This window comes from Paenibacillus sp. SYP-B3998 (genome assembly GCF_010820665.1).
In the GTDB taxonomy this organism is placed as follows: Bacteria; Bacillota; Bacilli; order Paenibacillales; family NBRC-103111; genus Paenibacillus_E.
The window spans coordinates 215,774-229,970 of record NZ_JAAIKC010000006.1 but is presented as its reverse complement, the minus strand read 5'-3'; the positions used below and the strand labels follow the sequence as shown (position 1 = coordinate 229,970).

Annotated in this window: 14 protein-coding genes; 11 read left to right on the top strand and 3 right to left on the bottom strand. The window is 45.3% G+C overall.

Translation table 11 applies throughout. From position 1 onward, the window contains the following. The first annotated feature begins 30 nt into the window (after window positions 1-30). Genes GK047_RS17540 through GK047_RS17520 form a run of 5 tightly spaced genes read left to right on the top strand, consistent with a single transcriptional unit; the run spans window position 31 to window position 3,361 of the window. Window positions 31-252 (top strand): hypothetical protein, encoded by a 222-nt coding sequence (locus GK047_RS17540; protein WP_163949433.1) that lies wholly within the window; start codon window positions 31-33, stop codon window positions 250-252. Then, a complete protein-coding gene (locus tag GK047_RS17535) occupies window positions 249-1,115 on the top strand; it encodes a hypothetical protein (protein ID WP_205516841.1) in 867 nt (288 codons plus the stop codon). Before GK047_RS17540 ends, GK047_RS17535 begins: the two co-directional genes overlap by 4 nt. After that, window positions 1,063-2,316: a glutathionylspermidine synthase family protein gene (locus GK047_RS17530; protein ID WP_346010357.1), complete on the top strand. Its 1,254-nt coding sequence runs from the start codon at window positions 1,063-1,065 to the stop codon at window positions 2,314-2,316. The genes GK047_RS17535 and GK047_RS17530 overlap by 53 nt, the downstream gene beginning before the upstream one ends. Beyond that, the gene (locus GK047_RS17525; RefSeq protein ID WP_163949430.1) at window positions 2,313-2,975 is read left to right on the top strand and encodes a hypothetical protein; all 663 of its coding nucleotides are present in this window, start codon (window positions 2,313-2,315) and stop codon (window positions 2,973-2,975) included. Before GK047_RS17530 ends, GK047_RS17525 begins: the two co-directional genes overlap by 4 nt. After that, entirely contained in the window at window positions 2,972-3,361 is a 390-nt protein-coding gene (locus GK047_RS17520; protein WP_163949427.1) for a DUF350 domain-containing protein, read from the top strand. Before GK047_RS17525 ends, GK047_RS17520 begins: the two co-directional genes overlap by 4 nt. Window positions 3,362-3,367: 6 nt before the next feature. Here GK047_RS17520 and GK047_RS17515 read toward each other — a convergent pair whose 3' ends face one another. The 3 genes from GK047_RS17515 to GK047_RS17505 form a co-directional block, all read right to left on the bottom strand. After that, window positions 3,368-4,414 carry an HD-GYP domain-containing protein gene (locus GK047_RS17515; protein WP_163949424.1) on the bottom strand — a complete coding sequence of 349 codons (1,047 nt, stop codon included), beginning with the start codon at window positions 4,412-4,414 and terminating at the stop codon, window positions 3,368-3,370. 102 nt (window positions 4,415-4,516) lie between these two features. Beyond that, the gene (locus GK047_RS17510) at window positions 4,517-5,581 is read right to left on the bottom strand and encodes a ThiF family adenylyltransferase (protein ID WP_163949422.1); all 1,065 of its coding nucleotides are present in this window, start codon (window positions 5,579-5,581) and stop codon (window positions 4,517-4,519) included. Between the two features lie 18 nt (window positions 5,582-5,599). Beyond that, entirely contained in the window at window positions 5,600-6,307 is a 708-nt protein-coding gene (locus GK047_RS17505) for a molybdenum cofactor biosynthesis protein (protein WP_163949419.1), read from the bottom strand. 116 nt (window positions 6,308-6,423) lie between these two features. Between GK047_RS17505 and GK047_RS17500 the strand changes: the two genes are divergently transcribed. The 6 genes from GK047_RS17500 (at window position 6,424) to yfkAB (ending at window position 14,191) form a co-directional block, all read left to right on the top strand. Beyond that, complete coding sequence (locus tag GK047_RS17500) at window positions 6,424-6,891, top strand: molybdopterin-dependent oxidoreductase (RefSeq protein ID WP_205516840.1); 468 nt, start codon at window positions 6,424-6,426, stop codon at window positions 6,889-6,891. Between the two features lie 78 nt (window positions 6,892-6,969). Next, entirely contained in the window at window positions 6,970-8,433 is a 1,464-nt protein-coding gene (locus GK047_RS17495; RefSeq protein ID WP_163949417.1) for a bifunctional metallophosphatase/5'-nucleotidase, read from the top strand. Window positions 8,434-8,542: 109 nt separating this feature from the next. Beyond that, complete coding sequence (locus GK047_RS17490; protein ID WP_163949414.1) at window positions 8,543-9,355, top strand: undecaprenyl-diphosphate phosphatase; 813 nt, start codon at window positions 8,543-8,545, stop codon at window positions 9,353-9,355. A 118-nt stretch (window positions 9,356-9,473) separates the two neighbouring features. Then, window positions 9,474-10,607, top strand: a complete 1,134-nt coding sequence (locus tag GK047_RS17485) for an HD-GYP domain-containing protein (protein WP_163949410.1) — start codon at window positions 9,474-9,476, stop codon at window positions 10,605-10,607. A 72-nt stretch (window positions 10,608-10,679) separates the two neighbouring features. After that, on the top strand, window positions 10,680-12,917 hold the full coding sequence (locus tag GK047_RS17480; protein WP_346010356.1) for an MMPL family transporter: 2,238 nt from the start codon (window positions 10,680-10,682) through the stop codon (window positions 12,915-12,917). Between the two features lie 146 nt (window positions 12,918-13,063). After that, the gene (yfkAB, locus tag GK047_RS17475; protein WP_163949408.1) at window positions 13,064-14,191 is read left to right on the top strand and encodes a radical SAM/CxCxxxxC motif protein YfkAB; all 1,128 of its coding nucleotides are present in this window, start codon (window positions 13,064-13,066) and stop codon (window positions 14,189-14,191) included. Window positions 14,192-14,197: the final 6 nt, after the last annotated feature.

The following is a 14,197-nucleotide window of genomic DNA, read 5'->3' as shown; positions in this document are numbered from 1 at the left end:
AAAGTTTTGACTTCTAAGGAGGGTAAACAAGTGAATATTGTTTTGTTTGAAAAGTTGCCAGATGGACTGCTCCGCAAAATAAGCGAACGTCCTTGGGATGAGAAAATAATAACCGCTCTGAATGTAGCCAATTATGTACTCATTGACACGAAGGAATATGAAATGATAGAAGGAAGACTGAATTTGGATGAAAACGTATTCGAGCTTCTACTGGTGACTGTCGGAGGGCAGGAGGGAGGTAACAAACTTTGAAACGACCGTTGAAAGTGCTCTCTCTTTCGTTGGGGATGCTACTAGCCAGCCACATAATCTTAGTTCCTTTAGGAACTGCGGAGACAGCAAGCGCTAGCAATACACCAGCAGGTGTACCTAAACTCGTTGAATGGTCGACAGAAGGTGTGAAAGCGTATTATGACGCATCAATCGACTGGAGTTTGCCGGTTCTAGCCTCTGAGAAAGGGGTAACTGATACGGCTGCTTCTCCAACGCCTACGGCGTCAACAGGAAGTGGCACTGGGAACAGTAATACGCCAATTATCATCAACCAAGGAGGCGGCTTTGGTTGGGATGATTTGCTATTGTATCACCTTATCTTCAATGGGGGCAGTCCCTATTCGTCCAGTAACTATGTAAGCAATCATAAGTCTTATCAATATCGTTCCAATACACCTTATGTCACCAAGAATTACCAAGGAAATTCGTTTACTAACCGATCTACAACGAAAGCACCTACCACTTCGAGCGGTAAGGGAAGCTTTACAAGTAATAAGTCGTCATCTTCTTCCAATACGAAAACGCCGTCCAGTACGTCAAGTACGTCGGGTGGTGCATCAGGTACAACATCAGGCATGAAGTCGGGTACGACATCAAGCTCAGGATCGGGTTCAGGTACCAGTAGTACAGATACAACATCGGGAACAAAGTCGACATCAAGTTCGGGTGCAAGTAGTACAGATACAACAACTGGGTCGAAATCTGGTTCCAGTTCTGGTACTTCTTCGGGAACAACATCCGGTTCAAGCTCAAGCTCGAAGTCCACTTCAACGTCGTCAGGAAGTATTGGTGGGAAATCAAGCGGTTTCAGTTCCTCCTCTGGGTCTAGCTCAGGTGGTTAATCTTCCCGTTTATGAAGTTGTGGGGACACCTTCTCCAGATCGGAATGACCGTGTCGAGCAGTTAGCCGCTCTTGGTTTTACGTGGGCCAACCTTGAAGACGAGGCATACTGGATCGATCAGCTTGTCGTTATGCAGAGAACTGCTTATGAAGAGCTACTGCACGCCGCGGGAGCCTTGTGGGACGTATTTGATAAAGCAGCACGTTTTGTTAAAGGAAACCGTGAGCTGTATGAGCAGCTATGCATACCAGAGGTGTTATGGGATGGTCTTGATCGACTAGAGCCTAACGAGCCAGGCCTTATCAGCCGTTATGCGCGGTTTGATTTTGCCGTGAATCAAGAAGGCAGTATAAAGTTGTTAGAGCTCAATGCGGATACACCAACGGGGTATGTAGAAGCTTCCATAGCGACACCTTGGCTCAGTGAACAATATGGTCTAGCATCACCCAATATCGGCATGAAAGAGTGGATACGTCAAGCCTGGGAAGCAGAAGCACCGGATTATGCTGCCTGTACTTCATACGGTCATCATGTGGAAGACACGGGGACTATTGATGCATTGGTAGCGCATAGCGGTAGAAACATCACCTGTATCGACTGCTTGGATTTGTGGATAGAGGAAGGGATCGTAAAGGTAGGAGAGAAGGATACCATTGCGAGAATGTTCGCTTTGTACCCCAAAGAATGGATGGGGATTGATGAAGGCGGCGAAGCATTGGCTTATTCCGTTGAAGAACAATTCGTACAGCTATTTAATCCTTTGCATGCGGTTATTTTGCAATCTAAGGGCTTACAGGCCATCATATGGGAGTTACATGCGCAGCAAACGGATTTTTTCACAGAGGCGGAGCATCTGGCTATACAGACGTATATGCTGCCAACTTATATGGCGCCTGCATTTGAAGGCGATTATGTATCCAAAGCGATGTTCGGTAGAGAAGGGGGCTCCGTTGAGCTCTATAACGCTAATGGCGAATTAGAGAGTAAAGACGAGGCTGGTTTTGATACGAGTGTATTTTTTAGTAGAGTATTCCAACAACGAGCCGACTTGCCGAAATTGGATTTTGAAAATGGAGAAAAGTATCTGTTAACAGGATTGTTTGTTCTCAACGGCGTACCTTGTGGGTTATTAGGGAGAGCTGGTGGGATCATTACCGGTAATTCAAGCCATTTTGTGGCGATAGGAGTGAATGCATCTTGAAACAGCAACGGTTTTGGTTGATGGCAGCCGGATTGATCGTTGTCATTGTAATCATAGCAATGATAAGCAGTGCTTTTAATAAGAAACCATCTGTTATGAATGCCAAATCGGCAGTAAGTAGTGGAACTGGTGTGGGAGGTTCTACGAACAGCGGAAGCAATGAGGTTCCATGGGACTATCAAGTGAAAGAAGCCAAGGTGGGTGATCTGCTGGATGGAGATATGGTTCTGCTGCCCAACAATGAGCGGATATCTAATGATCAAAATTTCGCCACGGGTGACCAGGTATGGGTCCTTAGCTATATGAATGCCTCGATGAAAGCAGATAATCAGGGGAAAAATGATGTAACCCTGTCGCAATGGAAATCGATCAAGACGTTCAAAACGAAAGAAGAAGCTGACAAAGATATCGCAGAGTTAAAGACAGAAATAAAAACGGAAGTGGATTTGATTGGAGTCTATAAAACAGAATTAAACGGGAAGTTCCGATATTTTGCAGTAGCCGACTTGCCAACCGGTCAGAAAGTCAAACAACCTATTGCGGAAGATCGGTATAAGAGTTTTAAAGATAAGAAGCAAGTGCAGGTTATTCTGGAAGAAGTGCATGATTACAGCAATTATGATCTAACGATGGCGAAATTTCGGGGGTGGGCAGAGTGATCGTAGTCAATGTAGTAATTAGTTTACTCGTTATTGTTGTGCTTCAGTTTGCGGGTATGTATATCTTTAGTTTAATGACGCCTTATCGCGATATGGAGGAAGTGAATAAGGGCAATGTAGCAGTAGGAATTACCATGGGTGGTAAATTTGTCGCCACCGCTATAGTGCTTGCAATTGCCGCTTATACGAATTCCTCCATCTGGCACATGAGCTTATGGTTTGCAGTTGGTTATGTTTGTTTGATCGCAACGTATTGGGTGTTCGATTGGCTAACGCCAGGCGTACGGCTTTCCGATCAGTTGAAACAAGGAAATATCGCTGTAGGCACCTTGCTAGCGGCTGTTTACATTGGTATGGCACTAACCGTTGGAAGTTTAATTATTTAATACATATTACATGGCGATCTGGGTGATTTCGACACCATTGAGCTGGGACAGATCAACGAATTCATTTTTAATTTTGATTAGCGGTCTAAAAAAATCAGAAGGATTCGTCATCACTATGGTTCCAGCTCTTCCATCGCTTAAGGAAACCTTCTTGCCAATAAAGTTTGGAATCATATTACGAATAAATATTTGCGTAATTTTCGGATCAAGCTGCCCGAAGCTCATGCGATGTAGCTCTTTCAGGACAAAGAGAAGATCGCGACTTTCTTGATAAACACGGTTGCTGATCATTGCGCTGTAAACATCTGCAACCGCTATAATCGTTGAATAAGAATGGATCTCTGTTTTTGTTCTGCGCATCGGGTACCCGCTGCCATCGAATCGTTCATGGTGCTGAAGAGCGACTAGCGCGATCGTATTGTCTTGTAAGGAATCACGTATAATTTCGTAGCCATAAATGGTATGCTTCTTGATTTCATTGTACTCATCATTGGTGAGCTTGCCCGGCTTTTCTAAAATGCTTGGATCGATTTTACTTTTACCGATATCGTGCAAATATCCCGCTTTTCCAATAAGTAATGCTTCTTTGTCACTCTTGTACATCCATTTGGCCATATAGTACGAAAGCATGCCTACTTGCACGCTGTGCTGATAGGTATAATCGTCCTGGCTGTTCAAAGAAAGAAGGAGTGAAACAACATCCTTTTCACCTTGGAAACTTTGTATTAATGGATTGAAAGCGGTTTCTACATCATTATTCACGAGCTTATCGCCAAAACCTGCACACTTAAATAATTGTTTAATGCCATCAATTGCTTTATGAAAGCAATCGGATTGCTCAGGAGTCACCTGATATTGAGTGCGTTCGTCCTGCTCGGGATCTTCAGTTTCTCTGGGCAAGATGTCGACATAATCGATATTGTGTCGATTAAGCATCAAAATATCTCCAGCATCTAAGACGGTGCCCGATGAGAGAAGATGAAGTCCTACGGAATTGTAGGAATCAGAAATAAGTTTGTCGCCGACTATAAGTTGTAGCACGTGTATGCGCATAGAGAATCCTTTCCGAGACCTATATATCCTAGTAGGTATATAGTTATAGTATCAGCAACCCCTAGAGATTGGCAATATCAATAGCTCAGTTTTTTAGTAGTTCTACATCCCTATATATCGGCTGTAAAGGCTTTTAGCCTGAGTTAAATCATCAGTTCCTTGGATAAGGACCCGCCCATCCGGGAAAATAACGAGATGTACATCAGGACTTGCTTGAAATTTTAATAAAAAGCGGTTTCTTTGAACCGGGCCCAGAGGCTCTAAACGCTTCTCCCAATCTTCTAACGTTAATGTAGAAGGTTGTATTGGATGAACTTGAACCGAGTTGCGCCCGCACAGAGATTGAATCGTATCGCTTTCCAGCAATGCGTCTAGATACTCGTAGTGTTTTTGCTCGCAAGCGGGACAATCGCTTTTACGCGCACTTGATACGTTGATTGCTGAGTTTTGATTGAACCATAAGTCCCACTGCTGCATGTTGAGATTCAGGTTTTTCTGGTCATTTACGAGGATTTTGAGTGCTTCCGTGGCTTGGAAAGAGGCGACAACGTGGATTATTCCTCCAATAACTCCTGCTGTATCACAGGTTTCTGTCGTACCTGCTGCTGGCGCTTGTGTGAACAAGCATCTCAAACATGGCGTTTGCCCCGGAATAATCGTTAAAGATACCCCTCTTGATGCCACAGCTCCCCCATAGATCCACGGGATGTTTAGCTTGTTGCTGACATCGTTAATTAGAAAACGGACAGAAAAATTGTCCGTGCCATCCAAAATGAGATCTACGCCCCCGAGCAATTGCTCGGCGTTGGTCGGGTTGAGATCGGTTACATAGGGGTCAATAGTAACTTGCGAATTTACAAGCTGCAGTCGTTTGGCTGCAGCTATTGCTTTGGGTGTTGAAGATGAAGCATCTTCTTCGTCATAGAGCATTTGTCTCTGTAAATTGCTTGCTTCTACAAAGTCTCGATCGATTAAACGAACATATCCGACCCCTGCCCGAACCATATGGTTGGCTAAAACAGTTCCGAGCGCGCCCATACCGACTATAGCAACTTTGCTTATATGCAATTTGCGCTGTCCTTCCACGCCAATAGGGGAAAATAGAACCTGCCTAGAATAGCGCGAATCCACATCATTTTGGGATATTTCATTTATGTACAAGTCCATCTTTATTCATCTCCAGTCTTACTTTGACTCAAATTCGGGTGCTTGGAGGGGGTTCCATGGGCCAGTTTGGTTGCCCTTCCACTCAGAACCATCTTCCCATATTTCTTTTTTCCAGATGGGTACAATTTGTTTCAATCGTTCAATCGCAAAACGACTAGCGTCGTAACAGCCAGCCCGGTGAGGCGAGGATATGGCGATAACAACACTCGCTTCGGCGATATCGACCTTGCCTAATCGATGTGTGATTGCGCACAGGGTGCCAGGCCAGTTCGTTTCAATTTCCTCGCCAATCGTTTCCATGGTTTTTAAGGCCATAGGGATATAAGCTTCGTATTCCAAAAGGACAGTTCGCTGACCGAAAGTCATTTCTCTTGTGGTACCGACAAAAGCAATTGAAGCGCCGTGATTGGGATGATTGACTTTGGAGGTAACCTCAGAGACATCGATGGTATCGTAGGTAATGACATAATTGGATGGTTGTCCACCAGATACCGGCGGGATTAATGCAAGCTCGTCACCTTCTGTAACGATATCTTGCTCATGGGCATAAGCCTGGTTTTTGGCGAAGAAACAAGAAAACAGCTGCGTAGCGGCCTTAGGATGCAGATCCACAACACGTTGTTTCAGTTGTTCTATAGAAATAGACGCTTGCTCAATTTCAATGGTGAGGACTGAAGTCCCAAGTAAGTCCACTAGACCTGCAAAGAGTTGAATATGTATTCGCATGGGGTTTACTCCTGAGTGCTTTTATTGTAGGTATCCCTTTCAGCATATCATATTTTAGCGGGAAGATGGTATAATGGGAAAAGTGTTTTGATGATAAGGAAGGGGATACCTTGGCTATGTCTACCGATATCCGCATACAAGTGTCAGACTTACATATAGTCACTGAGGAGTTAACTGTACAGCGCATTGTCGCTATTGCCAAACAGGTCCTGCCGCTGGAAGAAAGAGTGCCTGATGTACAAGGAGATGCCTTCGATTTAACGTCTTGGTATGATAGCTGGAAGCGACATCATGTCATCGAAGCACCTGAACCGACGCATGTCATGGTAGAAGCAATGGATGAGTTCCAAGCCATGCTGCCTTGGTCACAAGTTAAGCAAGCTTTGTTTTTGTATGCGCAAGAGGGTCAGGCGTTGAAGAAAGGGTACCCGATAAGGCTATACGTTCCCGACGGCAGCAGTGAGTGCCTTAATGTCAAAGGTGTTGTGAAAATATGGTTTCTCCATGATGTCACTCTTGGTGAAGAGGCTACATACGGCTTCAAAAATACGGTTTCCTTGAAGGATCTCAAAATCAAGAAATGAGAGTCAAGGTTGCTGAATAAGATTAGATATGCTTATGATGTCAGCTTTCTTACGGAAAGCTCTTAGGAGGTGAGCGGCATGTCTGAAGAGCTGCAGCGCGTTGTAATCTTGCATACGAATGACATCCATAGTCATTTTGAGCAGATGCCCAAAATCAGTACTTATTTCCAAAGTGTTCGTAATCGTCTGTCTCGGGATGAAGTACTGACACTGGATATTGGTGATCACATGGATCGGATGCGCCCGGAAACCGAAGGAACAAGCGGAATTGCAAATGTAGCGATCATGAACGTAACGGGTTACGAAGCCATGGTGGTTGGCAATAACGAGGGATTGACCTTCACGCCGGACATCTTAAAGTCTGTGTTTGGTGAGTATGCGGAGTTTCCTATAATCGGAAGTAATATTAAAGAAGTAGCGACGAATAAGGCGCCAGATTGGATGTCTCCTTGTGCTGTTGTGCAGAAATCCGGATTGAAAATCGGTCTAATCGGCATAACAGCTGCGTATACGGATTATTACGAGCTGTTGGGTTGGAACGTAACCGAACCTTTTGAAGCAGTTAGGGCGTATACGGAGTTGCTTCGAACCGAAGTGGATATTCTTATCGTGCTTTCTCATCTAGGGCTGCGTATGGATCAGCGGATGGCGGAAGAGCTCAGCGGCATCGATCTGATTCTGGGAGGCCATACGCACCATTTGTTGGAGGAGCCGCTCTTACTCAGCGGTACTTACATCTGTGCAGCCGGCAAGTTCGGGCAGTACGCCGGCCATATCGAATTAGCATACGATCCGACGCAGCGCAGGATCGTAGATCTAATCGGCCGCGTCGTCTCAATGGCCGACGTTGTCGACGACAGCAGCGTTACCGCGCTGTTGGAGCACTACCGCAAGTCCAGCGCCTCTGCGCTGGACGCGGAGGTGGCGCAGCTGCGGGAGCCGCTGCGCCTGGACTGGTACGGCGAATCCCCGCTTGGCAACTTGCTTGCCGCAGGGATTCGCCGCTGGACCAGCGCCGAGATCGGGCTGGTCAATAGCGGCCAACTCCTTCAGGGACTGAAGGAGGGGCGGCTGACGCGCGGCAGATTACTTGAAATCTGCCCAGGTCCGATCAATCCCTGCCGCATAACGCTCAGCGGGGCTCATCTGCTCCAAGCGCTCGAAGAGTCGCAGCTTGGTGAGTTTATCGAGAAGCCGATTCGTGGATTCGGTTTCCGGGGCGAAGTTCTTGGTGTTCTGTGTGTCGACGGTATCCGAGTTGAGGTGGATAGCGATCGTCCGCCGTATGAACGGATCATCGCAGTTACTGTTGGCGATGAGCCTTTACTGCTTGATCGAGAATATGTGGTCGGTACGATCGACATGTTCACTTTTGGCTCGGGCTACCTGAGTTTAGGTAAAGGAACGAATATCGCTTATATGCTCCCGGAATTTATTCGGGATGTTCTAGCAGCGCAATTGCAAGATGAAATGGCAATCCAGGATTGCCGCGAGGCAAGGTATATAGACCACAGAAATCGTGAAAAGTTTGTTGAAGAATAGTTACCTGTGACGACCTTTGTCGAAGGTCTTGTCAGAAACGTAGGCATACAGGTAGAATAGATAATTGGACAGGAGTAAGCAAATAAACTCTCATTTATAGGGGGAAGTCATGCATTCTATTTTCGAAGCTGTTATTATCGGCATTGTTGAGGGTCTGACCGAGTTCTTACCGGTTTCCTCCACAGGGCACATGATTTTGGCACAAAGTCTACTCAACACTCAGAACGATGAAGTAATGAAAACCTTTGATTTTGTTATCCAGTTAGGCGCTATTATGGCGGTCGTTATCATTTACTGGAAACGTATCCTCTCCCTGTTTGGTTTAGTGAAAAGGAAAAGCGAGAGTGCGAGAGGTAAAAAGCTGAATTTGCTTCATATCCTTATCGGGATTCTTCCTGCTGGAGTCATAGGGCTTTCCGTCAATAAAATTGTTGATGAGAAATTGTTCAACTCTGCAACGGTATTGATTGGTCTAGTGCTCGGCGGTATTCTAATGATCATCGCTGAGAAAAAGAAGGAAAAACCAAGCGTTACAGTTATGGATGATATGACTTATCGTCAGGCGTTCTATATTGGTCTCTGGCAGTTGGTGTCTATCTGGCCTGGATTCTCTCGTTCTGGGTCAACGATTGCAGGGGGAATGCTCTCAGGTGTGAGCCGTGCGGCTTCTGCCGATTTCACTTTTATCATGGCGATCCCGATTATGTTCGGTGCTTCCGGCGTATATTTCTTGAAAAATTACCATGCTTTGTCTACCAATGACTTGCCATTTTTTGCAGTAGGATTTATCGTTGCATTTATTGTTGCACTGCTTGCCGTCGTTTCCTTTATTAAATTTGTGCAAAAAATGAAGCTTACCTATTTTGCCTATTACCGTTTTGCCTTAGCTATCGTATTCGCGCTTTATTTATACTTAAGCTAGTGAAAATAACGGATTTCATCGAATCGCGTCGAAAGATGCGGTTTTTTGTATTGAACTTTTCTGTAAAATCTATTACATTTAATAGAAAAGTAGCGCTCACCTAAGCGGGGGTAACGAAATGCGTTTGATGCCGATCAACATGTGTCATCCTGGAATGAGGTTGGCCAAGAATATATACAACGAAGATGGTATGGTCTTGCTTGCCGTTAACGTGGAGCTCACACAGAGACTTATCGATCGGCTTTTTAATTTTGGGATTGATTATATATATATCGTTGATTCACGTACGGACGATATTGTTCAAGAGGATTTAATCCAACACGAGACGAGAAGCAAGGCTGTGGTTGAAATCCGTAACACGTTTCGGAAGGTTATGGAGGACTCGAATAAGCGAGGGTCCGTTAGCTATTACGATATTGGGCGGAATTTTCGTGACGTAATGAAGATGATTATTGACGATCTGAGCGCTCACGAAGGCGCTATGGTCATGCTCAATAATATGAACATTAAGGACAATTACTTATTTCAGCATTCGGTCAATGTAAGTATTTATGCCACTATGCTCGGTATTAGCTATGGATATAGTAGGGAAAATTTGGAAACCCTAGGTCTTGGAGCGTTGCTTCATGATATTGGGAAGACGCGGATTCCTCTGGGTATTTTGAAGAAGCCTTCGCAGTTAACGGAAGAAGAATTCACTGAGATGAAAAATCATACCGTTTACGGCTATCAAATTTTGAAGGAAGAGCCCAATGTTCCACTGCTCTCTGCGCATTGCGCGCTTCAGCATCATGAGCGAATGAATGGAAGCGGGTATCCGCGAGGTATTCATGGGCCGGATATTAATGAGTTTTCCCGTTGGATTGGGTTAGTTGATTCCTATGACGCAATGACAACAACGAGAGTGTACCGTCGGCCTTTGCTACCCCATGAAGCGATGGAGCAATTGTTCGCTGGTTCGGGAACGATGTATGATCAAAGTCAAATTGCGTTGTTCCGAGATAAAATTGCGATTTATCCTTTAGGAATTACCGTGCGTCTTAATACAGGCGAATATGGGATTGTATCCAAATTAAATATGTCTGTCCCCCATCGTCCAGTCGTGCGCGTTCTTCAAGATGACGGCGGGCAAGAATTGAAAGAACCTTACGAAATTGATCTGTCCACGAAGCTCTCCGTCCTCATTGCGGAAGTCGGGGAAATAAAAGTGGGCGATATTATATCCGATTTAAGCATACCAACCCTGCTTTGAGATAAAATAGAGATAGTACACTACCTAAGAACCTGGGCATCCAGGTTCTTTTTGTAGATTAGGGGGATTTTGGTGAAAGAATCAACAAATAAAGGAGCATTCTGGCGTTGGGGGTATGCCATGCATCGATTCCGTTGGCTTGTTGTAGCCTTAGGAATCGTTCTCCTGCTCAGCTTTGCTCTGTTTGCGCAGAAAACTCCAGGTATGTTAAAAGATAATGGCTTTACTCCAAAAGGAAGCGAATCCGATCGGGGTTTGATCCAACTGCGCAACGAGTTGGGCTTGCCGGTAACGATGCTGAATCTCGTTTATACGGCCAAGGGGCTGGATCTAACGGAAGAGCATCATAAACAAGACATCATGAAATCGTTGGTAGAGCTTAAACGGTTGTCCTATGTGGAAAGTGTTGATTTTGTGTCAACACCACGTCATGAAGGCAATCGGGAAGTACAAGCCGTAGTCGTGGCACTAAGCTTGGAAACGGATCTTGCATTAGAGAAGTACCCCGAACTAAAAGAGCGCGTACAGCCACCAAGTGGGATGAATGTTTATGTTAGCGGGGGGCCTGCTATTTTATATGATATGCAGGTGGCCAGTAAAAGGGATATCGCAAAGTCTGAGGCGATCGGTCTTCCGATCGCGCTAGTTGTTTTACTCATCGTATTCGGCACGTTAGTGGCGGCGCTTCTGCCGATGATTGTCGGGCTTATGAGTGTAACGCTTACGTTAGGAATCACATATTTTATTGCTCAGCATCAGTCATTGTCCAATTTTTTACCTAACATGGTTACCATGTTAGGGCTCGCGGTTGGCATCGATTATGCGCTTTTTCTGGTTAGCAGGTTCAGAGAGGAACTAAAGCGGCAGCCGAATGTAGCTGAAGCTGTAGCGATGACTTGTCAAACTGCGGGTAAATCGATTTTCTTTTCCGGCATCGCAGTGTTAATAGGACTTCTAGGCATGTTGTTCGTGAATCTAACCTTTTTCCGATCACTCTGCTTAGGCGGTGTTATTGTTGTTTCCATATCTGTGATTGTTGCCAATACCATGCTGTTATCCCTGTTGGGGATTCTGGGGCATCGCATCAATTCTTTGAAAGTTGTCCCTAGGCGGTTTCGTAAGCATGAAACTTCACGCTTTTGGGAGCGAATGGCTTATGGAGTTATGAAGAGACCGCTTCTATTGGTCATCGTTGTAGGTAGTTTGCTGCTGCTCGCGATGACGCCGATTGGCCATATGAAGTTAAGTGTGCCCAATGCGGAAGTGCTTCCTCCTAGTTATGAATCCCGTTATGGGTCTGATCTAATGAAAGAAGCCTACGATTCTAGAATGCTAAGTCCTATCCAAATTCTTATTCATACAGACGCAGAAGTTTGGGACGAGCAGTCCATTCGTCAGGTTAGAGCTTATGGTGGACGGGCTGCTGGCGTTTCGGGTGTAAAAGAAGTTCAGAGCTACGTGACTTCCCTGGGTCAGCATTCCGATTCAGAGTTAGCCGCACTGCTGAAGGCACCTGAGGCCAAAGCGCGAATTGAAACGAACAAGCTAGCCAAAGGGCATACCGTATTGATGGTCGTGATACCCGAGAAAGATCCAGATGATCCAGTTACAGATGGATTAGTCCGAAGGCTTCGCAGTATAGAGCGAGACGGGATGGATATTGCTGTCACAGGGGGTCCGGCCTATCGTCTTGATATTATCGATCGAATTCAGGAGCAGATTCCTAAAGTGTTGGCGTTGGTAATGGGCATAACCTATCTGGTCTTAATGATTGCCTTCAGGTCGATTTTGCTCCCGTTAAAAGCTGTGTTGATGAACATGCTCAGCTTAGGAGCAAGCCTCGGCTTTGTAGTCCTTGTGTTTCAACATGGGTATATGGCTAATTTGCTTCATATTACTTCTATTGGCTATGTGAGTGCGACACTACCAGTTATTATTTTTTGTGTGGTGTTCGGTATCTCCATGGACTATGAAGTGTTTCTCATCTCTAGGATCATGGAAGAATATGAGGCGACTGGCGATAATGATCGCAGCACAGCTGAGGGGCTTAAGAAAACAGGGAGCTTAATCACGAGTGCAGCTTTTATTTTAGTCGTTGTTGTTGGTTCCTTTATTTTCACTGATATCGAAATTATGAAGGCGCTAGGTTTAGGCTTAGGTCTTGCCGTTCTCATCGATGCCACGATTATTCGTGTGATGCTGGTGCCTGCGCTGATGAAGCTGCTGGGTCAAGCCAATTGGTGGGCGCCTAGATGGCTTCGCCAACAATCCCAAAAGCAGTCAAATCAACGAGAAACGAATACGGAATAGAGTGGGCTGGGAGCGTGAAACTAGCTTTCTTTCCGCTCTGGCCGTTTCCTTTTTTACTAATCATAAGTTACAATATAGGGCATAGGTATAGGCGTGATAGAACCATTTATTCGTTATTAGGAAATGATAGGTAAGGTGTGAACAACATGAATGTCAATGAAACGCGCTCCCTTTTGCCGGAGCTAACTCCCCAGAATGATCCGTGGGACCCGATTCGGTCTTATCGACAGTATGGGAAGCATGTATTAACCAGCGTAGAACTTACGATTACGAATCTTTGCAATATGCGATGCGAGCATTGCGCAGTAGGCGATTCCTTAACAATGACGGAAGGATCAAGGCTTCCTCTGGATGTGATTCTGAGTAAATTGGATCAGGTGGAACATCTAGAGACAATAAGTCTAACCGGCGGAGAGCCGTCGTACCATCTCAAAATCGTAAAAGACTATATGCTCCCGATTTTGAAATATGCGCGAGATCGTGGCGTTCGAACGCAGATCAATTCGAATCTGACATTGGATTTGGCAAGATACGAGCTCCTTGCTCCCTATTTGGATGTTATGCATATTTCATTTAACTATTTGAACGCGGAAGATTTCCATCAGGTCGGCTTCGTCAATGCGAATCATCCAGTTAGCTATGATACCGCGGCGCGCATGTACGAGCGAATGGTGGAGAACACAGTTGCGCTTAGCAAAGGTGGCTTGTACGTCTCTGCAGAATCTATGATCAATACACGAACGCATGAGAAATTACCAAGCATACATAAGCTTATTGAAGAAATGGGCTGTAAACGGCACGAGGTGCATCCCATGTACGCGACCTCTTTTGCCTCGCACTTACCGATGGTTTCACTCTCGCAGCTGCGTGATAGCATTCACCGGCTGCTAGATGCACGGAATCCTGCAATGTGGATGCTCTTCGGAACGCTTCCATTCTTCGCTTGTAATGAGAATGAAGAAGATCGTATTCTGGTCAAAAGGCTTCGCCATGAGCCGAATGTAACGGTTCGCAACGACCCCGATGGGCGTAACCGATTAAATATAAGTACATTTACGGGTGATGTGTATGTGACCGATTTTGCGAACGAGCCTGCGCTTGGAAATGTGCATCAAGATGATTTGGATACAATATTTGCGCGATGGGAAAATAATCCTCTAAACTTACGTGTGAATTGCTTCTGTAGTGAAGCAGCTTGCTGTGGACCCAACCTGCTTGTAGCGGATTCTTACTACCGTGACGTGGATTTCAAAAAGCGTAAAGCTATCATCTAATTCTTA

Excerpts from the sequence above, each read along its gene's own strand:
- GK047_RS17515 (WP_163949424.1), bottom strand. The coding sequence starts at position 4,414 with ATGCGCATACACGTGCTACAACTTATAGTCGGCGACAAACTTATTTCT.
- GK047_RS17485 (WP_163949410.1), top strand. The coding sequence starts at position 9,474 with ATGCGTTTGATGCCGATCAACATGTGTCATCCTGGAATGAGGTTGGCC.
- yfkAB (WP_163949408.1), top strand. The coding sequence starts at position 13,064 with ATGAATGTCAATGAAACGCGCTCCCTTTTGCCGGAGCTAACTCCCCAG.
- GK047_RS17495 (WP_163949417.1), top strand. The coding sequence starts at position 6,970 with ATGTCTGAAGAGCTGCAGCGCGTTGTAATCTTGCATACGAATGACATC.
- GK047_RS17505 (WP_163949419.1), bottom strand. The coding sequence starts at position 6,307 with ATGCGAATACATATTCAACTCTTTGCAGGTCTAGTGGACTTACTTGGG.
- GK047_RS17490 (WP_163949414.1), top strand. The coding sequence starts at position 8,543 with ATGCATTCTATTTTCGAAGCTGTTATTATCGGCATTGTTGAGGGTCTG.
- GK047_RS17510 (WP_163949422.1), bottom strand. The coding sequence starts at position 5,581 with ATGGACTTGTACATAAATGAAATATCCCAAAATGATGTGGATTCGCGC.
- GK047_RS17500 (WP_205516840.1), top strand. The coding sequence starts at position 6,424 with ATGTCTACCGATATCCGCATACAAGTGTCAGACTTACATATAGTCACT.